Annotated in this window: 24 protein-coding genes; 15 read left to right on the plus strand and 9 right to left on the minus strand. The window is 57.9% G+C overall.

What is annotated here, in order from left to right; all coding sequences use genetic code 11:
* Window positions 1-168 precede the first annotated feature (168 nt).
* The 8 genes from OR573_01445 to moaB all read left to right on the plus strand — a co-directional run bounded on the left by OR573_01445 (window position 169) and on the right by moaB (window position 8,524).
* A complete protein-coding gene (locus OR573_01445) occupies window positions 169-1,911 on the plus strand; it encodes a 4Fe-4S binding protein (GenBank protein XGA80350.1) in 1,743 nt (580 codons plus the stop codon).
* 3 nt (window positions 1,912-1,914) lie between these two features.
* Window positions 1,915-2,577 (plus strand): molecular chaperone TorD family protein, encoded by a 663-nt coding sequence (locus tag OR573_01450; GenBank protein XGA80351.1) that lies wholly within the window; start codon window positions 1,915-1,917, stop codon window positions 2,575-2,577.
* A 94-nt stretch (window positions 2,578-2,671) separates the two neighbouring features.
* Window positions 2,672-2,902 (plus strand): twin-arginine translocation signal domain-containing protein, encoded by a 231-nt coding sequence (locus OR573_01455; protein XGA80352.1) that lies wholly within the window; start codon window positions 2,672-2,674, stop codon window positions 2,900-2,902.
* 24 nt (window positions 2,903-2,926) lie between these two features.
* Entirely contained in the window at window positions 2,927-5,776 is a 2,850-nt protein-coding gene (locus tag OR573_01460) for a formate dehydrogenase subunit alpha (protein XGA80353.1), read from the plus strand.
* Window positions 5,777-5,836: 60 nt separating this feature from the next.
* Window positions 5,837-6,451: a formate dehydrogenase FDH3 subunit beta gene (gene fdh3B / locus OR573_01465; GenBank protein ID XGA80354.1), complete on the plus strand. Its 615-nt coding sequence runs from the start codon at window positions 5,837-5,839 to the stop codon at window positions 6,449-6,451.
* Window positions 6,452-6,462: 11 nt separating this feature from the next.
* On the plus strand, window positions 6,463-7,521 hold the full coding sequence (locus tag OR573_01470; GenBank protein ID XGA80355.1) for a formate dehydrogenase subunit gamma: 1,059 nt from the start codon (window positions 6,463-6,465) through the stop codon (window positions 7,519-7,521).
* A gap of 138 nt (window positions 7,522-7,659) precedes the next feature.
* The gene (locus OR573_01475) at window positions 7,660-7,998 is read left to right on the plus strand and encodes a DUF1244 domain-containing protein (protein XGA80356.1); all 339 of its coding nucleotides are present in this window, start codon (window positions 7,660-7,662) and stop codon (window positions 7,996-7,998) included.
* A 4-nt stretch (window positions 7,999-8,002) separates the two neighbouring features.
* Window positions 8,003-8,524 carry a molybdenum cofactor biosynthesis protein B gene (moaB, locus tag OR573_01480; protein XGA80357.1) on the plus strand — a complete coding sequence of 174 codons (522 nt, stop codon included), beginning with the start codon at window positions 8,003-8,005 and terminating at the stop codon, window positions 8,522-8,524.
* A 105-nt stretch (window positions 8,525-8,629) separates the two neighbouring features.
* On the opposite strand, the gene OR573_01485 is transcribed toward moaB, so the two are convergent.
* Window positions 8,630-8,809 (minus strand): hypothetical protein, encoded by a 180-nt coding sequence (locus tag OR573_01485; GenBank protein ID XGA80358.1) that lies wholly within the window; start codon window positions 8,807-8,809, stop codon window positions 8,630-8,632.
* 87 nt (window positions 8,810-8,896) lie between these two features.
* Window positions 8,897-9,433, minus strand: coding sequence for a hypothetical protein (locus tag OR573_01490; GenBank protein XGA80359.1), 537 nt, complete (start codon window positions 9,431-9,433; stop codon window positions 8,897-8,899).
* Between the two features lie 287 nt (window positions 9,434-9,720).
* Here OR573_01490 and OR573_01495 point away from each other — a divergent pair, with 287 nt between their 5' ends.
* Complete coding sequence (locus OR573_01495; GenBank protein ID XGA80360.1) at window positions 9,721-10,926, plus strand: molybdopterin molybdotransferase MoeA; 1,206 nt, start codon at window positions 9,721-9,723, stop codon at window positions 10,924-10,926.
* Between the two features lie 53 nt (window positions 10,927-10,979).
* On the opposite strand, the gene OR573_01500 is transcribed toward OR573_01495, so the two are convergent.
* Window positions 10,980-11,924, minus strand: a complete 945-nt coding sequence (locus tag OR573_01500; protein XGA80361.1) for an exopolyphosphatase — start codon at window positions 11,922-11,924, stop codon at window positions 10,980-10,982.
* Between the two features lie 202 nt (window positions 11,925-12,126).
* Here OR573_01500 and OR573_01505 point away from each other — a divergent pair, with 202 nt between their 5' ends.
* The 6 genes from OR573_01505 (at window position 12,127) to OR573_01530 (ending at window position 18,549) form a co-directional block, all read left to right on the plus strand.
* Window positions 12,127-13,095, plus strand: coding sequence for an ABC transporter ATP-binding protein (locus OR573_01505; protein ID XGA80362.1), 969 nt, complete (start codon window positions 12,127-12,129; stop codon window positions 13,093-13,095).
* A complete protein-coding gene (locus OR573_01510) occupies window positions 13,092-13,853 on the plus strand; it encodes an ABC transporter permease (GenBank protein XGA80363.1) in 762 nt (253 codons plus the stop codon). Before OR573_01505 ends, OR573_01510 begins: the two co-directional genes overlap by 4 nt.
* A 28-nt stretch (window positions 13,854-13,881) precedes the next feature.
* The gene (locus OR573_01515) at window positions 13,882-14,889 is read left to right on the plus strand and encodes a nucleoid-associated protein (GenBank protein ID XGA80364.1); all 1,008 of its coding nucleotides are present in this window, start codon (window positions 13,882-13,884) and stop codon (window positions 14,887-14,889) included.
* Window positions 14,890-14,940: 51 nt separating this feature from the next.
* A complete protein-coding gene (locus OR573_01520; protein ID XGA81643.1) occupies window positions 14,941-15,489 on the plus strand; it encodes an exopolysaccharide biosynthesis protein in 549 nt (182 codons plus the stop codon).
* A 61-nt stretch (window positions 15,490-15,550) separates the two neighbouring features.
* Window positions 15,551-16,126, plus strand: coding sequence for a YqhA family protein (locus OR573_01525; protein XGA80365.1), 576 nt, complete (start codon window positions 15,551-15,553; stop codon window positions 16,124-16,126).
* 551 nt (window positions 16,127-16,677) lie between these two features.
* Entirely contained in the window at window positions 16,678-18,549 is a 1,872-nt protein-coding gene (locus OR573_01530) for an EAL domain-containing protein (protein ID XGA80366.1), read from the plus strand.
* Here the strand turns inward: OR573_01530 and OR573_01535 are convergent.
* The 6 genes from OR573_01535 to OR573_01560 are packed head-to-tail and all read right to left on the minus strand — an operon-like array spanning window position 18,546 to window position 23,822.
* Complete coding sequence (locus OR573_01535) at window positions 18,546-19,073, minus strand: DUF2878 family protein (protein ID XGA80367.1); 528 nt, start codon at window positions 19,071-19,073, stop codon at window positions 18,546-18,548. The two genes, OR573_01530 and OR573_01535, sit on opposite strands and share 4 nt — an antisense overlap.
* Window positions 19,070-20,413 carry a cyclopropane-fatty-acyl-phospholipid synthase gene (locus OR573_01540; GenBank protein ID XGA80368.1) on the minus strand — a complete coding sequence of 448 codons (1,344 nt, stop codon included), beginning with the start codon at window positions 20,411-20,413 and terminating at the stop codon, window positions 19,070-19,072. The genes OR573_01535 and OR573_01540 overlap by 4 nt, the downstream gene beginning before the upstream one ends.
* A complete protein-coding gene (locus OR573_01545; protein ID XGA80369.1) occupies window positions 20,413-21,198 on the minus strand; it encodes a DUF1365 domain-containing protein in 786 nt (261 codons plus the stop codon). The genes OR573_01540 and OR573_01545 overlap by 1 nt, the downstream gene beginning before the upstream one ends.
* Window positions 21,195-22,583: an FAD-dependent oxidoreductase gene (locus OR573_01550; protein ID XGA80370.1), complete on the minus strand. Its 1,389-nt coding sequence runs from the start codon at window positions 22,581-22,583 to the stop codon at window positions 21,195-21,197. Before OR573_01550 ends, OR573_01545 begins: the two co-directional genes overlap by 4 nt.
* Window positions 22,580-23,365, minus strand: a complete 786-nt coding sequence (locus OR573_01555; protein XGA80371.1) for an SDR family NAD(P)-dependent oxidoreductase — start codon at window positions 23,363-23,365, stop codon at window positions 22,580-22,582. Before OR573_01555 ends, OR573_01550 begins: the two co-directional genes overlap by 4 nt.
* Window positions 23,366-23,390: 25 nt before the next feature.
* Complete coding sequence (locus OR573_01560; GenBank protein ID XGA80372.1) at window positions 23,391-23,822, minus strand: nuclear transport factor 2 family protein; 432 nt, start codon at window positions 23,820-23,822, stop codon at window positions 23,391-23,393.
* Window positions 23,823-23,846: the final 24 nt, after the last annotated feature.

Here is a 23,846-nt window from a genome sequence, read left to right on the forward strand (position 1 = left end):
TTCTGCGTTGAAGGCCTTCCACTAATGAGATTGGAAAAAGCCTCAGTTTCGCCATAAACTTAACTCAATGTTAAGACACGTCTTTCACGGACGTGATAAAGCAAGACGCCATCTAAAATCTAAAACTATTAAAAATAACAACAATAAAATACCTGACCGTGAGAGCGCATGAATCAGTCAATCCCCCTGGCGTCCGTTGACGACCAGCGTAATAGTCAAGCCAAGGAGGCCGTACGCCAGCGTGTTTCCTGGCCGGTGAACCTGACGCCTGCCAACGTCACCTATCATAGCCGAGGGCATGCTCTGGTGATGGGCAGTGAGCGCGAAGCCCGCCAGGCAGCCCGCTTGCTGATGACGGATGCCAACACCCCGGCAGGCCAGGGTCTGGCCTCCATCACTCTGCTGTTTACCGCGGCGACACAAGGCGGCGCGCTGGAGAGTGATAGTGATCTGCTGGCGGCTACCCAGGCATTGACCGCTCAAGCACTGACCCGACACCAGGTAGAGCAACTGCAGATCAGCGGCTATCTGGGCGCTTTCAATGTCCGCATTGCAGGTGAGGAGCCGCTGGATCTGGCTCGCGTCTTGATCCAGCGCGAGGCGTTCGACCTGATTCTCGATTTGACTCCGACGCCCTGCATGGCAGTCGAACTTCCACCGCCGGGGTATAGGCTCTTCGACTGGCAAGCCGAACAGGGGCGTCAGGAGACGCTGGCCGATTTTGCCGCGCTGACGGGGGAATTCGATAAACCGCGCTATTTTCAGGTCAACTCTGATCTGTGCGCGCACTCTTCCAGCGGTAACATCGGCTGCACCCGCTGCCTGGATGTCTGCCCGGCGGATGCGATCAGTAGCCATCAGGGGCGTATCGAGTCGCGTATCGAGATTGACCCTTTCCTGTGCCAGGGTGTGGGCAGCTGTACCAGCGCCTGCCCCACCGGGGCGATTGAATTCCGCCTGCCGGAAACCCGCCGCCAGCAGGAAACCCTGAGCAGCTGGCTCGGCGCCTATCGCGAGGCGGGTGGCACCCATCCGGTACTCCGCTTTGTGACCCACGACACCCTGGCGGCTGAGCAGCAGGCGGATGACCAGACCGCTGGCCATGTGCTGGATATCCCGCTGGAAGAGCTGGGGTCGGCAGGCCACGATCAATGGCTGACCGGGCTGGCGGCAGGGGCCGCTGAAATTCGCGTGCAGTACCACCCTGACATGCCTGCACGGCTGAGTGCATTTCTGGACGCCCAATTGGCTCAGGCACGCGCACTACTGGCCTCGCTTGGGCTGGAGAGTGAACGCGTTCAGGCCCTCTCCCCGGATGATCGCGCGGCGCGTGATGCGCTGCCAAAGGGGCTGCCGCTCACCGAGCAGCCGCTGACCCTGGAGGCACCACAAAAGCGCGCCCGTTTCAATCAGGTGCTGGCGCGTCTGGCTGAATTGGGTGAGCCAGTACCCGAGCGTCAGGCCGTGCCTGCTGGCGCACCTTATGGTGCCATCGCGGTAGATAGCGACGCCTGCACCCTGTGCATGGCCTGTGTGAGCAACTGCCCGACACCGGCTCTCAAGGCAGGCGGTGACCGGCCAGCATTAAGCTTTCTGGAAGCCGACTGTGTGCAGTGTGGGCTATGTGCTGACGCCTGCCCGGAGCAGGCGATTACCCTGATGCCCGGTTTTCTGGCGGCCCCTGAGCGCGAAACGCGCCAGACCTGCCATGAAGAGGCGGCGTTTGAATGTATCAACTGCGGCAAGCCGTTTGCCACGGTCAGCACCGTTGCAGCCATCAAGCAGAAGCTGGCGGATCACCCCTATTTTGCGGGCGATGCCATGGCGCGCCTGGAAATGTGCGAGGACTGCCGGGTAAAAGATGTCTGGCAGACCATGGCCCGCGACCCTGATGCACAATTGAAGGTGTAATGCATGACCACGATGAGCACAACATCACAGATAGCCCCTGAGGCACCTCAACCGGCGGTTGAGCTGAGTGAGGAAGAGGCCCTGCGCGCCGATATCTATGGGTTACTCGCTGGGCTTGTGCGCCAGGCCCCGGATGCTGAGCTGCTTGACTGGCTGAGTGGGCTTGAAATTGACGCCGACGGCACCCCCTTGACCCTGGCCTGGCAGGCGCTGTCGCAGGCGGCCCAGGTGGCCAGCCCCGATACCCTTGAGCGCGCCCACTTTCGTCATCTGGTCGGCGTCATTCAGGGTGACATTACCCCTTACGCTTCCTGGTATCGTCAGGGCGAGCTGATGGAAACCGCCTTACTGGAACTGCGTCAGGATCTCAGGGCGTTGGGCTTTGAGCGAACGACGAATACACCGGAGCCGGAAGATCATCTGGCTGCGCTGTGCGAGGTGATGGCGATGCTGGTTATGGACGCAGCCAAGCCCCGTCAGGCAAGTTTCTTTTTTCACCACCTTGCCCCTTGGGCGCCCCAGTGCTGGGGTGATCTGGCCAAGGTGGACAGTGCGTTTTATGCGGCCCTGGGTGACTTGGGCTGTGCCTTTATGGAAAGCGAATCGGCTCGGCTGCAAGAAGCGGCAAGCCAGTCGGCGGTGCGGATCGTCTCGCCCGCCGAGTAAGACCGGACTATATAAAAATATCAGGAATCGGCTGCATCAGAACGTATTCTCCTGTGGCCGACAACACCTGATCCGTGCAGAGAGGAGAGCCCCGATGTCCACATCAAGTCCTGTTAACCCGAGTGATGGCAGCGCCCAAAACCCTGAGCGGCGTCGTTTCATTAAAACCGTGGGTTTAGGTACAGCGGCGGCCGGTGCCGCAGCAGCGGTAGGTCATGTGACCCTGGCCAATGCCGAGGAAACGCCTGCTCGCAGTGAAGCACCTTCGCTCAACTACCGTGAAACCGAGCATATTCGCGCCTTCTACGCGACCCTGCGTGATTAACCGGCCACCGCCAGGAGAACTGCCATGCGTTTAACTCGCAAAACTAACACCAAGGCGAGCGGGCTGGGTATCAGCCGTCGCCAGTTCCTGCAGCGCAGCGGTGCCGCGACCGGCGGTATTGCCGCCGCCGGTTTTATGGGCGCGCCGATGATGCAGCGCGCTGAGTCTGCCGATAAGACCCCAGTGCTGGACTCCCCCGTTGAAACCAAGCGCACGGTCTGCTCCCACTGTTCAGTGGGCTGTGGCGTTTACGCTGAAGTTCAGGAAGGTATCTGGACCAAGCAGGAGCCTGCCTTTGACCATCCCATCAACCGTGGCGCCCATTGTGCCAAGGGCGCGGCGCTGCGCCAGCACGGACATTCCAGCCGTCGTCTGAAATATCCCATGAAGCTGGTGGATGGCGAGTGGCAGCGGCTGAGCTGGGAAGATGCCATCGAAGAAATTGGCAGCAAAGTGCTGGAGCTGTCTGAACAGTACAGCCCCGACAGCATCTACTGGTTGGGCTCGGCCAAGTTCAATAATGAACAGGCCTACCTGATGCGCAAGTTTGCTGCCCTGGCCGGTACCAACAACACTGACCACCAGGCGCGTATCTGTCACTCCACCACGGTGGCAGGGGTAGCCAATACCTGGGGTTATGGGGCGATGACCAACTCGCTCAATGATATCCAGAACTCCAAGTCGATCATGTTTATCGGCTCCAATCCCAGTGAAGCCCACCCGGTGGCCATGCAGCATATCCTGCTGGCCAAGGAGCGCAGCCAGGCTCAGATTATCGTGGTCGACCCGCGCTTCACCCGCACTGCGGCCAAGGCTGATAGCTTTGTGCGTATTCGCCCAGGCTCGGACGTGGCCTTTATCTGGGGCCTTTTGTGGCACATCTTTGAAAATGGTTGGGAAGACCGCGAGTACATTGACCAGCGCGTCTATGCGCTGGATGAAGTGCGCGCTGAAGTGGCTAATTTCACGCCTTCCGAAGTTGAGCGGATTACCGGCGTACCCGAAGCGGCCATGTTTGACACGGCCAAGCGTCTGGCGGATAACCGCCCGGGCTGCATTGTCTGGTGTATGGGCGGCACCCAGCACACCACGGGCAACAACAACACTCGCGCTTACTGCATTCTGGAGCTGGCGCTGGGCAACATCGGTAAATCCGGTGGCGGTGCCAACATCTTCCGTGGCCACGATAACGTTCAGGGCGCCACTGACCTGGGTCTGATGTCCCACTCACTGCCCGGCTACTACGGCCTGTCCGAAGGCGCCTGGCGCCACTGGGCAGGCGTCTGGGGTCTGGACTACGAGTGGCTGCAGAGCCGCTTCGATGATACCGAGTACGTCGATGGCAAGCCGATGCACTCCAGTGGGATTACCGTCTCGCGCTGGATCGACGGCGTACTGGAAGAAGATGAGAACATTTCCCAGCGTTCCAAGCTGAAGGCAATGTTCTACTGGGGCCACGCGGTCAACTCCCAGACCCGTGGGCCGGAAATGCAGCAGGCCATGAAACAGTTGGAAATGATGGTCATCGTCGACCCTTACCCGACCGTGGCAGGCGTCATGCACGACCGCACTGATGGCGTCTACCTGCTACCCGCGGCTACCCAGTTTGAAACCACCGGCAGTGTCACCGCCACCAACCGCTCCATCCAGTGGCGCGACCAGGTGATTGAGCCGCTTTTCGAGTCCAAGCCTGACCACGAAATCATGTACCTGCTGGCGCAGAAGCTCGGCTTTGCCAACGAGCTGTTCAAGAATATCCGCGTCGAGAACAACCGCCCGGTGACCGAAGACATTACCCGCGAGTTCAACGCCGGTATGTGGACGGTTGGCTACACCGGTCAGAGTCCGGAGCGCCTGAAAGAGCACCAGCAGAACTGGCATACCTTCAGCTTCCGTGACCTCAAGGCGGAAGGTGGCCCGGCGGATGGCGATTATTACGGCTTGCCGTGGCCCTGCTGGGGTACCGCCGAAATGGGCCACCCCGGTACGCCGATTCTGTACGACACCAGCAAGCCGGTGGCTGAAGGCGGGCTGACCTTCCGTGCCCGCTTCGGGGTTGAGCGTGACGGTGATAACCTTCTCGCAGATGGCTCCTTCAGTGCCGGTTCTGATATTGAGGACGGCTACCCTGAGTTTACCGCCCAGATGCTCAAGGATCTGGGCTGGTGGGATGACCTGACCGAAGCAGAAAAAACCGCCGCCGACGGCAAGAACTGGAAAACTGACCTGTCCGGTGGCATCCAGCGGGTTGCTATTGCCCATGGCTGTGCGCCCTTTGGTAACGCCAAAGCGCGCTGTAATGTCTGGACTTTCCCGGACCCGATTCCCAAGCACCGCGAACCGCTTTATACCAGCCGCCGCGATCTGGTTGAGGATTACCCGACCTGGGACGACGTGGCCTCGCATTATCGCCTGCCTACTCTTTACAAGAGTATCCAGGAAAACGACAACAGCGACCGCTACCCAATCATCCTGACTTCCGGGCGCCTGGTGGAATACGAAGGCGGTGGGGAAGAGACCCGTTCCATGTCGTGGCTTGCCGAGCTGCAGCAGGAAATGTTTGTCGAGATCAACCCGGCCCTGGCCAATGATCACGGTATCCGTGATGGTGACATGGTCTGGGTAGAAGGTGCCGAAGGCGGGCGCGTCAAGGTTAAAGCCCTGGTGACCCCCCGTGTGGCGCGTGAGGTGGTGTTCATGCCGTTCCACTTCGGTGGCATGTTCCAGGGCGAAAGCCTGCATGACCGCTACCCGGATGGAACCGCCCCCTATGTATTGGGTGAAGCGGCCAACACGGCGACCACCTACGGCTACGACACCGTGACGCAGATGCAGGAAACCAAATGCACCCTGTGCCGCCTTGAGCGCGCCTGACACCCTGACTGACAGCCAAGCTGCGCGGGTAAGCTCCCGCGCCGTGCGAGGAGAAACATCATGGCACAAATGAAATTCATGTGTGACGCTGAACGCTGCATCGAGTGCAACGGCTGTGTCACCGCCTGTAAGAATGCCAACGACGTTGAGTGGGGTATCCAGCGTCGCCGCGTGGTTACCCTTAATGACGGTGAAGCCGATGAGATGTCGATCTCGGTAGCCTGTATGCACTGTGACGACGCGCCGTGTATGGCCGTCTGCCCGACCGACTGCTTCTATAAGACCGATGACGGCATCGTCCTGCACGACAAGGATCTGTGTATCGGCTGCGGTTATTGCCTGTATGCCTGCCCCTTTGGCGCGCCCCAGTTCCCGCAGCAGAACGCCTTTGGCGAGCGCGGCAAGATGGACAAATGCACCTTCTGTGCCGGCGGCCCGGCTGAAACCAAGGAAGAAGAGTACGAGAAATACGGTGCCAACCGCATTGCCGAAGGCAAGCTGCCGCTATGTGCAGAAATGTGTTCCACCAAGGCGCTGCTGGCCGGTGATGCTCAGGAAGTAGCCGATATCTTCCGCCAGCGTGTGGTTCAGCGTGGCCATCCAGACGGTGCCTGGTCAGGCAACCCTCAGGCCAGTGCTGATGACCTTGCCTATGACGCCGCCCGCAAAGGGTAAGGAGGCTTGTCATGACTCATAACAAAACGGGCCTGTGGCGCTGGCTGTGTGTCACGCTGATGCTGCTGGCAAGCCTGGGCATGGCGTCGCTGGCCAGTGCACAATCCACCTCGGAAAGTGAAATGGTCACGGCGGCGCCGGGCATTGATGCTGATCAATGGCGCCAGGTGCGCAGCGGCGAAACTGGCCCCAACTACCGTGATACGCGTTTTGACAGCAACTATAACCTGGTCAATTCAAGCGGTGAAACCTGGCGCCAGTGGCGTAACCGCTGGGTATCACCGTTCGGATTGATCGCCATCGGGGGCATGGCAGCTGCCATTGCGCTGTTTTACATCATCATTGGGCGCAAATATCTGGAGGAGCCACGCACAGGTCGCAAGCTGTTTCGCTGGTCGCTGTTGATGCGCTCACTGCACTGGACGGTTGCTTCTTTGTTTATCGTCCTGGCACTCACTGGCCTTAACCTGCTGTTTGGCAAGTTTGTATTTCGCAGCCTGTTCGGTGATGCCGTATGGTCATCGATGGTCTCTGCTTCCAAGGTACTGCACAACTACCTCGGGCCAATCTTTGGTGTGCTGCTGGTCATCATGTTGATTAGCCTGATCAAAGACAACCTGCCCAAAAAGCATGACCTTGAATGGTTCAAGAAAGGTGGCGGTATGTTCGGCAAGCATCATGTCGATGCCGGGTTCTGCAACGGCGGTGAAAAAGCCTGGTACTGGCTGCTGGCCTCGGTAGGCGTGCTGGTGGTGGCCAGTGGCTTTGTGCTCGACTTCCCCAACTTCAATCAGGGCCGCGATACCATGCAGTGGGCGAACCTGATTCATGCGGTGGGTGCCCTGGGGCTGACAGCCGTCTCAATAGGCCATATCTATATCGGTACCCTGGGTACTGAAGGTGCCCTGGAAGGCATGACCACCGGCTACGTGGACGAAACCTGGGCGAAAGAGCACCACAACCTCTGGTATGAAGAGGTCAAGGATCAAGCGCTGACGGAAGAAGAAGTTGCTGCTCAGAAAAGCGCGGGTAGCGCAGGTACGGACAGCGCGCCATCAAGCTCCGGCTAGCGAAGCGAAAGCGGTGATACGTCACCGCTCTCTAACGGATTTTTAACTGCTCTGATAACAAAAGACACCGCCTTCGGGCGGTGTCTTTTGTTATGCTATCGGCAGTTGCGATAAGCCCATTGAATGAGAGGAAAGATCATGCCAGCCTTTGATGAACTCGACCCGGCAACACGCACAGAGCTTGAAGCCGCCGCCTTTCGCCGCCTGTTAACCCACCTGGACGACAACAAGGACGTGCAGAATATTGACCTGATGATTCTGGCTGATTTCTGCCGTAACTGCCTGTCCAAATGGCTGGTGGCAGCCGCTGAGGAAAAGGGCGCCGATCTGGATTACGATGCTGCCCGTGACTACGTTTACGGCATGCCCTATAGCGAATGGAAGGAACATTACCAGGCACCTGCTACCCCCGAACAGCTGGCCGCCTTTGAAGCACGTCAGGCAAACAAGAAAGCCAGTGACAGTCAGGAGGCATAGGATCATGAGCGAGCCGATGATTCCCCTGGGAGTGGCGGTATTGACCATCTCGGATACCCGCACTGAAGACACCGACCGCAGTGGCCAGGCGCTGGTGGAGCGCGCCACCAGCGCTGGCCACCAGTTGGTCGACAAGCGCATCGTGGTGGATGATGTCTACCAGATCCGCGCCGTGGTCTCCGCCTGGATCGCTGACCCTGAGGTGCAGGTAATTATCTCCACCGGCGGCACCGGTTTTACTGGCCGTGATTCCACCCCGGAAGCGGTGTCCGTGCTGTTTGACAAGCGCATAGAAGGCTTTGGCGAGCGTTTCCGCCTGCTCAGCGGCGAGGAAATCGGCAGCTCAACGATCCAGAGTCGCTGCCTGGCCGGGCTGGCCAATGCCACCGTCATCTTCTGCCTGCCCGGTTCTACCGGGGCTTGCCGCACCGGCTGGGACGGTATTCTCGCCGAGCAGCTTGATAGCCGCCACAAGCCCTGCAACTTCGCCAATCTGGTCATCCCCGAGCGAGGCCAGCATGGCTGAGTGGGTAATTCCACTGTCGTCGAGATCACGTGAATGCCATACGGCGAAACAGGCTGTATGGCGTTTTGGTGGGGCGCTATTAGAATTCTCTTTTGACAGCTAGAACTATCTTTTGACGGTAGGCCCCGCCAGACGGCCGCGCACATCGGGCACTTTAAGTGAAAGTGCATGGAGGAAGCTGGCGCGTGCCTTCGGTGTATGTGTCTTCATGCGCTGTAATGCTTTTTCCAGTTCCAGATCGTCAGTTTTTTTGCCATTTTCGGCATCAACGAGATAGGCAGACATGTTTTGGTACCTTGGCTAAGCTTTTGCATCATAATAGATCAAAAATTAACCACACTCCAGATTCGATGCTTACCCGTCTCATTTTGCTCAAAGTGCCTTAAAAAGCGCATTATTACGAGGATCAAAGGGATCAGGTCGTGTAAATCCAAGGCGGTGGTAATAATCGATCAGGGCTGGTTCTTCCAGAGGGTCTTGAGTCCCAAGCCATCGCACGGCCAAAGCAGATGCATAAAGCTCGGCGTAGAGAATGGCGATAGGCACCACATACCCCTTGAGGCTATGTTCGTAAGGGGCTCCTTGGATGTAATTGAGCTTCATTACCATTTTGCTGGTGCTGGGCTTGCCGAGCATCAAGCCACATAAGTTTTCATCGAGCCAAATGGCAAGCTCCATACGGGCAGCATGATTGCGGCGATATACCTTAAGTGCTTCATACCAATCCCAACCAATTGCTCGGCTTTTTGCCAAATGAGTGTTGGCTTTCCATGCTTGTTCAGCTTTTAGTGCTTCAGTGGTGATTTCTGTCAATTTAATCCGGCGAGCATCGTTGGCATCTATTATGTTCTGCAGTTCGGCGTGGGTATGAGCTATTGTATGACGACGCAACTGATGGTATTTCAACATTATATTTCCAATATACAGGGACTTATACTGGTTTTCTGCAGGCCGCTGAATATAAGTTTTTCATTAAAACTATTCGTGTAGCGTCATGTGGCCATCAAATGGCGGGCCAACGCTACGTTGATAAGCACTGTTTTATTCTGACCGGATTTATTGTGATCAGGACATTCTAGCGGCTATGTGGCAGGATTTCGTATTGGTAAACGTTGTTATTATTTGCGAGGGTCATATGCCATCAGACAACTATCATCAGCTTATTCATGTGTTGGCAACTTCAAAGCGAGGCCAGCATGGCTGAGTTGGCACCGATAGAAACGGCCCTGAAGGCATTACTGCAGGATGCCCGTACGCTGGACACTGAGCAGGTAGCCTTGACTGACGCCGCCGGGCGGGTGCTGGCGGAAGATGTGAAGGTGCAGCTGGACGTGCCGCCCTTTGATAACAGCGCCATGGACGGCTATGCCCTGCGCGCCGCTGAGGCGGGCCAGCAGCTGCTGATTAGCCAGCGGATTGCGGCGGGTTCTGCCGTGAAACCGCTAATGCCCGGCACCTGTGCGCGGATCTTTACGGGCAGCGAGATTCCACCGGGGGCGGATTGCGTGGTGATGCAGGAGCGTGTGGAGCGCCAGGGCGAGCACGCCTTGCTGCCTGCCGATATTCCCATTGGCGATAATATCCGCCGACGCGGCCGTGACGTACGCGCCGGGCAGACGCTGCTGCGCGCTGGAACGCGGCTGGAAGCCGCCGCTCTTGGGCATCTGGCTGGGCAAGGGGTGACCAAGGTGCAGGTCGTACGCCGCCCGCGGGTAGCGCTTCTATCCACCGGCGATGAAATCATTGACCCGGGAACACCGCTCAAGGCCGGGCAACTGTATAACTCCAACCGCCCCATGCTCAAACGCCTGCTGGAAACTTTCGGTGCTGAGGTGGTCAGTTTGGTCAGCGTGCCGGATGACCCGCAAGGCACCCGTGAACAGCTGCAAAAAGCCGCCGAACAGGCGGATCTGGTGGTCAGCACCGGCGGGGTGAGCGTTGGCGAGGAAGATCATGTCAAGGCCGCTCTGGAACAACTGGGCAAACTGACCCTGTGGCGACTGGCGATTCGCCCGGGCAAACCGCTGGCGCTGGGGCAACTGCCTAATCGTCAAAGGCAAGCACATTTTGTCGGCTTGCCGGGTAATCCGGTGTCTGGCTATGTGGGGGCCTGGCTGTTTCTGCGCCCGCTGATGGGCGCTTTATTGGCCTGCCCGGCACTACAGTCACTGCCGGAAATCACTGCCAAGGCCGGTTTTGCTACCTCCACCGGGCCGCGTCAGCATTACATGCGCGTCAGGCTGGCGTTTACGCCTCAGGGCATCACTGCTGAAGCCTTCGACGACCAGAATTCCGGGGTGCTGTCGTCCTGTATTGATGCCGATGCGCTAGCGGTCATTCCTCCGCATACTCAGGTGAACGAAGGTGATCCGATCAGCTGCCTGTGGCTGGCAGGTGCCTGATAATAAAGGCGCCAGCGCCGGTAGAGGTACCGACGCTGGCCGTGCTCCGAAGGTTAGCCATCGGCGTTAATGCGTTTGATAATGGCGTTGAGGGTTTCTTCCGCCTTGTCGTTGTCGATCTGGCAGGTGCCGGCGTTAAGGTGACCGCCGCCGCCGTAATCAAGGCACAGCTCACCGACATTGGTATTGCTGGAGCGGTCAAGGATCGATTTACCGATAGCCAGGACGGTGTTCTGCTGCTTGAGCCCCCACATGACGTGGATGGAAATATTGCACTCGGGGTAAAGCGCGTAGATCACAAAGCGGTTGGTGGCGTAGATAGTCTCTTCATCGCGCAGGTCGAGCACCACCAGATTGCCGTGTACCCTGGCGCAGCGCTGAATCTGCTGCTTGGCTTTTTCCTCGTGATCGCGGTATAGCTCGACGCGTTCGCGCACATCGTCCAGGGCCAGAATCTCATCAATAGAGTGCTCCCGGCAGTAGTCGATCAGCTTCATCATCAGCTGATAGTTGGAGATCCGGAATTCACGGAAACGCCCCAGGCCAGTCCGCGCATCCATGATGAAGTTCAGCAGCACCCAGCCTTGAGGGTCAAGAATCTCCTCTTGGTTGAACTGAGCCGCGTCGCCTTTATCGACGGCTGCCATCATGTCTTCCCAACGGGCCGGAAAGGCATCGAACCCTCCGTAATAGTCGAACACTACCCTGGCTGCAGAGGGCGCATCCGGGTCAATAATATGGTTATCGGCGCGCTCGCTGTTGCGTACGGTTTCGCTCAGATGGTGATCAAAGGCCAGATGGCAGCCGGGCACATAGGGCAGGTTGGTGGTGATATCCCGCTCACTGATGTCAATGATGCCATCCTGCATATCCTTGGGATGGACAAACTTGATATCGTCGATCAGGTTCAGGTGTGTCAGCAGGGCGCCACATACAAGGCCATCAAAATCGCTACGGGTGACCAGGCGATAGGTTTGTGGAGCATCGGGAGAAGCCATTAACGTTCCTTACGAGAGTGGGGTTGCCAGGCAGTCAGATAGTTAATCAATGTTAATATCGAATCAGTTGAAGATACCAGCCCTTGGCGCTTAGGGGAAAGTCTCTCTGTCCAGTACAATAGGCTGCGAAGTGACTTGCTGGCTCTGTGGTTGTCACCGGATGCCAGCAAGCCTGTCTTTTTTACACAGCAAGGAGTAGGCAGTGAGCGACCCGATCATTCGCATTGAAGGCCTCGACAAGATCTATGCTGGTAAAAGCGGTTCAGGTAAGGAAGACGTTGGCAGCTTTCAGGCGTTGCGCCAGGTGGATTTGAGTATCGAGCGGGGCGAGATCTTTGCGCTGCTCGGGCCTAATGGCGCCGGTAAAACCACCCTGATCAGCGTGGTCTGTGGGCTGGCATCGCCCACGCGGGGCACTGTCTGGGTGGATGGGTTTGATAACGTCAAACAGTACCGGGATGCCCGTGAGCGAATCGGGCTGGTGCCCCAGGAGCTGACCAACGAGGCGTTTGAAACCGTATGGAATACGGTGAGCTTTAGCCGCGGCCTGTTTGGCAAACCGCCCAACCCCGAGCACATCGAACGGGTGCTCAAGTCACTGACCTTATGGGACAAGCGCCATAACCGCCTGATGACCCTGTCCGGCGGAATGAAACGCCGGGTGCTGATTGCCAAGGCGCTTTCCCACGAACCGCGGATCCTGTTTCTGGATGAACCGACCGCCGGTGTTGACGTCGAGCTGCGCCGGGAAATGTGGGAGGTGGTGCGCGAGCTGCGCGATCAGGGCGTAACGATTATTCTCACCACCCACTACATCGAGGAAGCCGAAGAGATGGCCGACCGGATCGGCGTCATCAACAACGGTGAAGTAATACTGGTGGAAGAAACCAATGCCCTGATCGAAAAACTGGGCCGCAAGCAATTGACGCTGCAGCTTTTCGACCCCCTGGACAGCATTCCTGACTCCCTGGCGACATTTGAGCTGGCGCTTAGCGACACGGGGGAAGAACTGATCTACAGCTATGAAAGCTCCTCCAAGCAGCGCGACAGCAGCGGTATCTCGACCCTGCTGCGCGCGCTGGAAGCCGCTGGCATTGGCGTCAAGGATCTGCACACCCGACAAAGCTCGCTGGAAGATATTTTCGTTGATCTGGTCAAGGAGCGCGCATGAATCTCTACCCTGTCCGTGCCATCTATATGTCGGAAATGGCACGAACCCGGCGGACGCTGTTGCAAAGCATTGTATCCCCGGTTATTTCCACGTCGCTGTATTTTGTTGTGTTCGGCGCCGCCATTGGCTCGCGGATTGAAGAAATTGGCGGCATCAGTTACGGCGCCTTTATCGTGCCGGGCCTGATCATGTTGATGCTGTTGACCCAGAGTGTCTCCAACGCCTCGTTCGGGATCTTCTTCCCCAAGTTCTCCGGCAGTATCTATGAACTGCTGTCAGCGCCGATTTCCTATCTTGAAATCGTGATTGGTTATGTGGGAGCGGCAGCGTCCAAGTCGGTGCTGTTAGGTTTGCTCATTCTGCTGACTTCAAATTTCTTTGTACCGCTAGAGGTGGCTCACCCTGTGTGGATGCTGCTGTTTCTGGTACTGACGGCGCTGACCTTCAGTATGCTGGGATTCATTATTGGCATCTGGGCGGACGGTTTTGACAAACTGCAGCTGGTGCCGCTTCTGATAATTACTCCCTTAACCTTTCTGGGCGGCAGCTTCTATTCCATCGATATGTTGCCGCCTTTCTGGCAGGGGGTAACCCTGTTGAACCCTGTGGTCTATCTGGTCAGCGGGTTTCGCTGGAGTTTTTACGGCATCAGCGATGTGAGCGTCGTGGCCAGTGTCGTGGTGATTTCGCTCTTTCTGGTCGGCTGTCTGGCGATGATTGCCTGGATATTCCGCACCGGCTATCGGCTGAAGCCCTAATACCGCTGTTAAGGAAACCCGAACGCCTATGCCATTATTGCAAAGTATTGTTCATCGTCTGGAACCTGCCCTGGATGGCGCCCGGCTGGACATTGTATCGGCAGGTGACGTGCATCCCCAGGGCAGTGATGTCATGGAAGCCCTGGTGACGACCCTGAATGATACCTACAACACCAAACCCAAAGGCTGGGGGCGTTTCAGCGCTGACCTTGAAGAGGTAGACACCAGCTTCGCTGGCGGGCTGCGTCGCTATCTGACCGATGGCAGCGGCTTTACCACCCTGACCCAGCACCTGACCGAGCAGCTGGCCAAGGCGCTGGCCGAGCATCTTTCGGTGGCGGGCTACCTGCTGTTTGCCCACCAGCGCCAGGGGGATACCGATACCCTTCTGGTGGCGCTGGTGCATCAGCGCGAAGGCATTGGTATCAACGCTGAACACCATGCAATACCTGCCGTGCAGCTGAATACTCGCCAGCTGACCCTGGCCGCGCGCATCAACCTGACCCAGTGGCAGCAGGGCGATGCCCAATCCCAATATGTGTCCTTTCTGAAAGAGCGCGGTGGCCAGAAAGTGGCCGAGGTGGTAGCCCAGTGGCTGGGTGTAGGCGAGGGTGTTGATGCGCCTCAGGAAACCCGTACCCTGCTCAAGGCATTCAGCGACTACGTCGAAAAGGAAGCCTTTGATGAAGAGGCCAGCCGTGAAAAGACCGATGCCCTGGTCGACTATGCCACCGATCAGCTGCGCCGCGGTGAGACCATGACCCTGGATGAGCTGTCGGCGCTGGTGGATGAACGCCAGCCTAAGGCGTTCTATGAGCATATTCGCCACGCTGACTATGGCTTGGCAGAAGAGATACCGCCTGACAAGCGCACTCTGAATCAGTTTCGTCGCTTTACCGGTCGTGCGGGTGGGGTGTCGATCAGTTTTGACTCGCACCTGCTCGGCAACAGTATTGAATACGATGAGACCGCTGACCGGCTGATTATCAAACAGGTACCCAAGCAGCTTAAAGAACAGCTCAAGGGGCATGACTAAGTGAACGATCAGGATACCCCTCGCGTTTCAAGCCTTATCGGCTTGATTGACATGCTGGAGCAGGTGGCGCCGGAGAGTGAGCATATCAGCGTATCGGATGTGGTGGATGCCATTGGTTTTCGCGGCTTTGGCCCCCTGCTGCTGGCGGCTGGGCTGATCACATTAGCTCCTCTGATTGGCGATATTCCCGGCGTACCGACCCTGATGGCCACCATCGTCCTATTAATCGGTGGGCAACTGCTGGCCGGACGCCGACGGTTCTGGCTACCCGCCTGGCTACTACGCCGGCAGTTGACACGCACCACCTTCATGAAAGGCTTACAACATGCCCGAAAGCCGTCACGCTGGGTGGATCGCTGGCTGCGCGTACGTTGGCCATGGCTGACCGGCAAGCAGGGCAGCCGCCTCACCGCTGTGACGGCGCTGATCATCGCCCTGGCGATGCCGCCCATGGAGTTTATTCCTTTTTCAGCCAACGGCGCCGGGCTGGCGTTGACGTTACTTGGGCTAGGGTTGGTCGCCCGCGATGGTCGTCTGGTATTGGCCGGTATCCTGCTGACACTGGCAACCTTTGTGCTGGTGGCAGTCAATGTCTTCTGATTTTTCAGGTAAGCCAACAAGCCAGCTAAATATAGCGGCGAATGGGGGAGAGGAGTACATCATGGCGAATCATGACTCAGAGCAGCAAAGAAGCAATCCGGTGCCCAAGACCCCGGAACAGCAGCATCCCTGGGAGCGGCGGATTGAAAACCTGCTATGGAATTCACGTTTTCTGGTGATGTTGGCGGTGATACCCAGCCTTTTGGGGTCAATAGCGCTGTTTATGGTAGGGACGATTGATATTTTTAAGGTAGTGGCTGGAACGGTTGAGTACTATGTGTTGGGGAGTGAAGAGGACATTCACGATACGCTGGTACCAGACATTGTGGTGGCGGTGGACATTTATCTGATTGCGATTGTCCTGCTGATTTTTTCGTTAGACATCTATCGGCTGTTTGTCTCTCGCATTGACAAGGCGGAAATGAGCACTCTGCAGCACCCTTTCAACGTTGTGTCGCTGGATCAGCTGAAAGACAAGATTGCTCGCGTGGTGATCCTGGCGGTCATTATTGAATTTTTCCGCGCCGTGGTGGATATCCGTTTTGCCACACCTCTGGATGCCATTTATCTGGCGCTTTCGGTATTGGCGCTGGCAGGGGCACTGTACCTGATGAGCCTCGGCCATAAGGACGAGTAAGCTGTGCAGTGGTAAAACAGCGCTGAAAAGGCAACGCTACCAAAAGACACCGTTGTAAAAGACGCTCTCTGTTATCTGGTAACAAAGCCACATCTTCCTCATTCCCGCGGGCTCTTGGCAAGAATCCATTGTGAAGCAGGTAACCTGGCATCATTGGGCAAGGTCAAAATGGCTTCCCGATAACCCCATTCGGGAATGACAGGTGTGGGGTGATGTCGGGAATGACAGTGTGGGGTGATGTCGGGAATGACAGTGCGGTGGTAGTGCATCCGGGAGTGGCAATGCGGTGGTTATTCGGTCATGACATGGCCTTTTGATCACTGTGTCAGGCGGTGTCGTTCCCTGTTGGTTGGCGTGTCGCATGATAACGACGCAACCGAGTTCCCATATACGTCAACAGGCCCTAAAGTTGCCTCATGATAGGCCGATATCCTGCTAAGTATGTATCCAACTTAATCGGTTCAGTTGGCGTACTGGTTCTGTGACGTCTGAAATTATCCAGGCGTTAGCGAATATGTCGGTCATTGCTCATCGGAGATTACCTTTTATTCATGTGGCCAAATTTTTCCTTTAGTCGTCCTTTGGTGTGGTTGGCGCTGGTGGCGTTGCCGGCCTGTATCTGGGTGCCGGATGCCATGCTGCGTATGGTGGCCGCCAGCTTCGTTGGCCTGGGGATCTTTGATGCCTGGTGTCAGGTGCGTAGGCAGAACCAGAAATTACTGATTTCCCAGGATGCCATTGGCCTGGCCAGTGATGCGGTGGTGATCAGTGACGCCAGTAATCGCGTGCTGGCGGTTAATCCGGCATTTACTGAGATCACCGGCTTTGAAGGAGATGAAATCCTCGGCCACAAGCTCGAAACGCTGGCTGCCCCACGCCACGATAAAGCCTTTTACCAGGGCTTCTGGAATACCCTGCAGACGACAGGGCGTTGGGAAGGGGAGATGTGGAACCGGCGCAAGCATGGTGACGAATATCCTGAATGGCTTAAGGTGCGCGCCGTGACCGACAAGCGCGGTGAGATTACCCACTATATCAGTCTGTTTACGGATATTTCTGCCCAGAAAGCCCGGGAGCAGGATTTGCGCCGGATTGGCTATGAAGACCCGCTGACAGGGCTGCCTAATCGTCGTCGCCTGCACGATTTGCTGGCCTCGCGGCTGCGCCACCTGCGCGCCGGTGAAAGCCTGGATATCGCCCTGGTGGATATTGATGGCCTGAAAACCTTTAACGATGGCCTGGGCGTCGAGCAGGGTGATCGCCTGCTGGCGATGTTTGGTCAGCGCCTGGCAAGCCATGTGGCAGGAGGTGTAGTTGGGCGCCTGGGCGGCGACGAATTTATGGTAATCCGCACCACCACCTTTGATGATCACGATAAATGGATTGCTGGTCTGCGTGACCATATGAGCCGTCCGTTTGAGATCAAGGATCAGTCATTGCGCCTGGGCCTGACCATTGGCAGTTGCCGGGCACCGGAAGATGGCAAGGATTCCGGTGTGCTGTTCCAGCGGTTGGAATCGGCGCTATACAACGCCAAACGCCTGGGGCGTAACAGTAGCCTGCGCTTTCGCCCGGCGCTGGACAAGCAGGATAACCCTCAGCTGGCATTGGTCAGTGATCTGCGTAACGCTCTCGTCTCTGGTGATCAGCTGGAATTGCACTACCAAACCCAGCACCACCCGGCGAGCGGCGAACTGCTGGGAATGGAAGCCTTACTGCGCTGGCGTCATCCGCGTGATGGGATGATTTCCCCGGCGGACTTTATTCCCTTGGCCGAACGCCACGGCCTGATGACGGAGCTGGGCAACTGGGTGATCGAAAAAGCCTGTGCCCAGCAGGCGCACTGGCAGAACAGTGCCATGCCAAAAGTCACCGTGTGGATCAATATTTCGGCCTTACAGTTATTTCACGGTGATCTGGAAAGCCAGTTGGCCGGTAGCCTCAAGCGTTATGGAATCAAGGCCTCCCAGCTGGGGCTGGAGCTGACGGAATCCGTGCTGCTCGATGAACGCGCGGGGGATATGGGGCCACGCCTGCAATTACTGCGCGAACAGGGGTTTGCCATCGCCATTGATGATTTTGGCACCGGCTATTCATCGCTGGCTTACCTTAAACATCTGCCCGTGGATAAGGTGAAGCTGGATCGCGCCTTTATCCGTGAACTGCCCGATAGTAAAGCTGATGCGGCCATCGTTGAGGCGGTGCTGGCCATGGCCAAAGGGATGGGGCTTGCGGTGATAGCAGAAGGGGTGGAAACCGACAATCAATGCCGATTTCTGGTGGAAGCAGGTTGCCATGCCGTACAGGGCTTTTATTTTGCTCGCCCACTGCCGGTGTCTGATCTGGAGAAACGTTGGATCGGTAATGCTGGCGGTTCTAACGCCAAGATGGCTGAGCTGGCACCCATTCGTCAAGCGTCCTAGCGCTGAGTGGTTTGCAGCCCCAGTCGCTGGGCATTACGTGCCAGCAGGTAACACAGCAAGCCCCATATGAGCGCCTGCACGGGGAGTAGCCAGGGTGCCAGGCTAACCCCGGCAAGCACACCGCCGCCGTAGTAGGAAAGCGGCCCGCTGACAGCGCCGGCCAAGGCAGCCAGCCAGGGCAGGCGCCATAGCCAGGTAAGTGAATGCGCCAGCAGGGTGGCAAACAGTGGCCATAGCATCCAGAGCCACAGTGGCAGTAACCCGAACAGCTGGGTATGGCCGCTGAAATCAAAGCCGCCCAGCAGCGTCAGGCTACCATCCAGCAGTAACCCAAGCCCTGCAAAGCCTGCCAGCAGGCGCCATTCCCCAGGGCGGGCAATAAACCGCAGATGCCCGCCAATCAGCACAAGGCCAGTGGCCAGCGCCACCCAAGAGCCTCCCAGCACACACAGCAGCCAGCCGGCCTCAAACCCTACCAGGTTGAAGACCAGCTTGGGCCAGCGGGGCGCAGATGCCTGGCTCATGGCGCGCCGGTCAGCGGTGACGGTTTAGCCTGAGGCTTGGCCAGCACCAGATGGCAGGTGCCAATCGAACGCTCAATAAAGCCGCCTTCGCAGTAGCACAGGTAATAGCGCCACATACGGATAAAGCGCTCGTCGTAGCCCTGGGCGCGTACCGTCTCCAGGCTGGCCTCGAAACGGTGGCGCCATTCGCGCAGAGTGCGGGCGTAGTGCTGGCCAATTTCATCCAGGGCTACCATGTTGAGCGACGTCTTGCGCATCACGCTGGACAGCATGGCATGGTGCGACGGCAGAAAACCGCCGGGGAAGATATAGCGCTTGATAAAGTCCATATCCCGCTTGGCGGATTCAAAGCGCTGGTCGCGGATGGTAATTGCCTGCAGCATGGCCTGGCCTTCAGCGTTGAGCAGGCTGTCGATCTTGGCCAGGTAGGTATCCAGGTACTGATGGCCCACGGCTTCAATCATCTCAACGGAAATCACCCGATCAAAGGTGCCGGTAAGTTCGCGGTAATCCTGTTTGAGCAGGGTGATCTGGTCTTCAAGGCCTTCCTGCTGGATGCGCTCGGCGGTGTGGTTGTACTGCTCTTCGGAAATGGTCGTGGTGGTGACCTTGCAGCCCCGGCTCTTGGCCGCATGAATGGCTAGCCCACCCCAGCCGGTGCCAATCTCAAGCAGGTGATGGTGCGGCTGAACATCCAGCTTTTCGAGCATGATATCCAGCTTGTAGGTGGAGGCTTCCTCCAGGCTGGCTTCCGGGTAGGGGAAGACGGCGCTGGAATACATCCAGTGGGCCTGGTCAAGAAAAGTCGCAAACAGATCGTTGCCGATATCATAGTGCGCCGCAATATTGCGCTTGGAGCCGGTAACGCTGTTGCGCTGGAAACGGTAGGCCAGGTTCAAAAGCCAGCGGGTAAAGCGCGCGCTGCCATTTTCCATTTCACCGTTAACCTGATCCAGGTTGATGGCGAACAGGCGAATCAACGCCACCAGATCATCGGCATCCCAGTCATGATCCATATAGGATTCTGCAGCCCCCACGGTGCCGCCAAAGGCCAGGCGTTTCCAGACGCGAGGATGGCGCACCACTACGGTCACCTGCAAGGGGCCGCCCTGGCCAAGGTGGTAGGATTGGCTGCCATCAATCAGGGTAATCTGGCCGCCCAGCATGGCATCCAGCTGTTTGATCAGCCGCGGTTTGAGCCAGCGGGTCAGCCTGCCTTCACGGGGTGTCTGGGAAAGATCGCTCTGGGCGGGTGCGCCGGTGGATGCGGGGGCCGCCGCCAGAGACGCAGACGAAACAATATTGGGGGTTGCGGAGCGTGACGAGCGCAAACGGGTCATTATGGCGTCTCCTTGCGTTGCGGATGGTCAAAAATGGGTACGCGTTTCAGCCAGAGGCGCAGCGCTTCAAAATGAATGCCGGCCACGGTTTTCAGGCTTATCCACGGCTGGCGGGCCAGGGTTGAAAGCAGCACCCGGCGGGTGGCCGGTGCCGCTTCCAGCATCAGGGTGGCATCAAACTGGCGGGCAGGTGCGTGGCTGGCCGGTTGGTTGTGCCAGTTTTCCATATGCATCAATAGCTTGTCGCCAGGTGTATTGAATCGCCAGCGATAGGTCATATCCATGGGGTTGAACGGCGAAACGTGCATATCCTTGGCAAAGATGGCGCCATGGCTGTGGCGTTCGGGGTCAACCCGGCAGGCGTAGCAGGTGCGTTCCCGCCACGGCATATTGGTGACTTCACCTAGCACGGCGGCCAGACGATCCTGTTCATCAAAGGCGTAGTACATCGAAATCGGGTTGAAGACGGTACCCAGGGTGCGCAGCTGGGTGAGGACACAGATACGCCCTTGAGGCGCTTCGCCCAGCTGGCGGGTCAGTTCCTGGCGAACGGCCTCCTTGAGGGGCAGTTCGATCGGGGCGAGGTAATCTTCACGCCGGAAACGCGCCAGTGCCTTGCGGCGGGCACTGAAGCCGGGCACACCGTCGAACAGGCTCGGCAGCTCATCCAGGTCCAGCCAGGCCATCCATACCTGATAGCTGAAATGGTGCTCACGCGGGGTAAAGCGGCGATGGCGCAGGGTGCCGCGATAGATACGCGAGCGTGGCGCGCTGTCTGCTGTCATCCTACCCCCTCGCCAATACCTTGCTGGGGCATCAGGTCATGGGCGGGCAGGGCATCCGGCGTTTTTGGGGGCTGGGCGGCCTCATCACAGCCCAGTGCCCGGGCAACTCGCAGGGCACTCCAGACGCCGTCTTCATGAAAGCCGTTACGCCAGTAGGCGCCGCAGAAATGGGTGCGGCCCACGCCGGATATCTCAGCATGGCGCTGCTGGGCGGCGTAGCCGTCCAGGGTGAACTGGGGGTGGGCGTAGGTGAAGCGGCCCAGCACCTTGTCCGGGGCAATGCTGTCGCTGTCGTTCAGGGTGACGCAGAAGGTGGTATCAGAATCCAGGCGCTGAAGGATATTCATATCATAAGTCACCGATACGCGCTCTTCGGCATCGCGCTGGTCAAGGCGGTAGTTCCAACTGGCCCAGGCGCGGCGGCGGCGCGGTAGCAGGCGGGTGTCGGTGTGCAGTACCACCTCGTTATCCTGGTAGGGCATGGCGCCGAGAACTTCACGTTCGGCCTCGGTTGGGTCGCTGAGCATGGCCAGTGCCTGGTCGCTATGGCAGGCCAGCACCACCTGGTCAAAACGCTCATTGCCGTCAGCAGTGGTCAGCGTGACGCCGGCGCTATCGCGGGTAATCGCCTTGACCGGGGTGTTCAGCCGAATGCGCGAGGCGTAGGGCGCGGTCAGGGCAGGAATATATTGCCGGGAACCGCCGATCAGGGTGTACCACTGGGGCCTATGGTTGACTGACAGCAGGCCGTGATTACGGAAGAAACGCACGAAAAAGGTCAGCGGGAAGGCGCGTAGGTCACTAATACTGGCCGACCAGATGGCTGCCCCCATGGGCAGTAGATAGCGGCGCTGGAAGGCCTCACCGTAGCCCTTGTGATCAAGGTATTCACCTAGCGTCATGCCGTTGGGCAGGCGCTCACTGTCAAGGTCCTTGGTGGCCTCGCGGTTGAAGCGCATGATATCGCCAAGCAGGCGGTAAAAGGACGGGCGTAGCAGGTTACGCCGCTGGGCAAATAACGAGGTCAGGGTGTGGCCGTTGTATTCAAAATCCTGGTCGGTTTCATGCACCGAAAAGCTCATCTCGGTGGGCTGGGCGGCGACTCCCAGAGTCTCCAGCAGGCGCTGGAAGTGCGGATAGGTCCAGTCATTGAAGACGATAAAACCGGTGTCGATGGCGTAGTGTTCCGGGCCGTTTTTACCGGGCACTTCCACATCAATGGTGGCGGTGTGCCCACCTAGGCGTTCTGCGGATTCGAACAGGGTGACCTCATGCTGGGCAGAAAGGTACCACGCCGCCGCCATGCCGCTGACGCCGCTGCCCACCACGGCAATACGCTGGGAGGCCTGAAGCGGGCTAGCCTGTGAAGTGGAAGGCTGATTCATTGCGGCTCTCCTTGCGAGCGGGTCATGCGCAAACCAATGGCGTGGCGTAAACGCGGGGGCAGAATGCCCAGCAGTTTGACGATATAGGTAAAACGACGTGGAAAGTGAATATCGAGCCGACCTTTGGCCAGACCATTGAGCAGCGCATCGGCCGCCTGTTCGGCAGAAATACGCATCGGCATGGGGAAATCATTGAGATCGGTCAAGGGGGTTTTGACAAAACCAGGATGAATTAGGCTGACCCGAATGCCCTCCTGATCCAGCCCCAGGCGCAGGGACTCCAGAAAGTAGCTGATAGCGGCCTTGGAGCCGCCATAGGCCTCGGCGCGGGGTAAGGGCACATAGGCCGAGGCGCTGGAAGTGGCTGCCAGCAGCGGATGGCCGCCTTCCTTGCGCGCAGCGCGTAGCAGCGGCAAGGCGGCTTCCACGCAATACAGGGTGCCGTAGAGGTTGGCATCGAAGACCCGTTTGATCAGGGCCATATCAAAATTCTGGGCATCCAGATATTCGCAGGTGCCCGCGTTGAGCAGGGCGATATCCAGAGCGCCCAGGCGGGTTTCAATCTGCCAGGCGGCGTCAAGCACCGCCTGTTGGTCGCTGATATCCAGCGGAAGAGCAATGGCATTCGGGCGCTCACCGCAAAGTGCCGCGAGCTTGTCAGCGTTGCGTGCGCTAAGTACCACCTGATGACCCTCATCAAGCAGTTGGTTGGCAACGGCTTCACCAATCCCGGATGTCGCACCGGTCAGCCAGACACGCTGAGGGGTTGACCATCGGCTCATGACTCTCTCCTTGGTTGCGCGGCCTTCAGCCCGCGCGGCGTTTCAATAAACGTATCAGCCCACCCAGTACGGGGACATGTTCATACAGCATGGCGCCGGCATCGAAGTAGTCACGATGGCGGGAAACCCGGCCGTCATCTGCAAAGGTCAGGTGTGAGCAGCCATCAACGCTGATCACTTTACCCCCGGCCAACCTGGGGTGAGCAAAGCTCATTGTCCAGGTAACAAAAGCGGTTTCCCCGTGACGCTGACGATGGTGATAACGAAACCGGCATTCACTGACATTGGCGTACATACCCGCAAAATATTCTTCCAGTGCCGCCCGTCCCTCAACGGTATGTAAAGGGTCGCTGAATACAATGTCCTCAGTATATACCTCGTATAGCTTTTCTGTACAGGTGTTGTCTAGTTTGTTAAAGAAGGCGCAGAACGCATCAAGCGCCGTGTCCTGTGACATGACGAACTCCGGTAAGGATAACGG

The organism is Halomonas sp. CH40 (genome assembly GCA_041875495.1).
GTDB lineage: Bacteria > Pseudomonadota > Gammaproteobacteria > Pseudomonadales > Halomonadaceae > Vreelandella.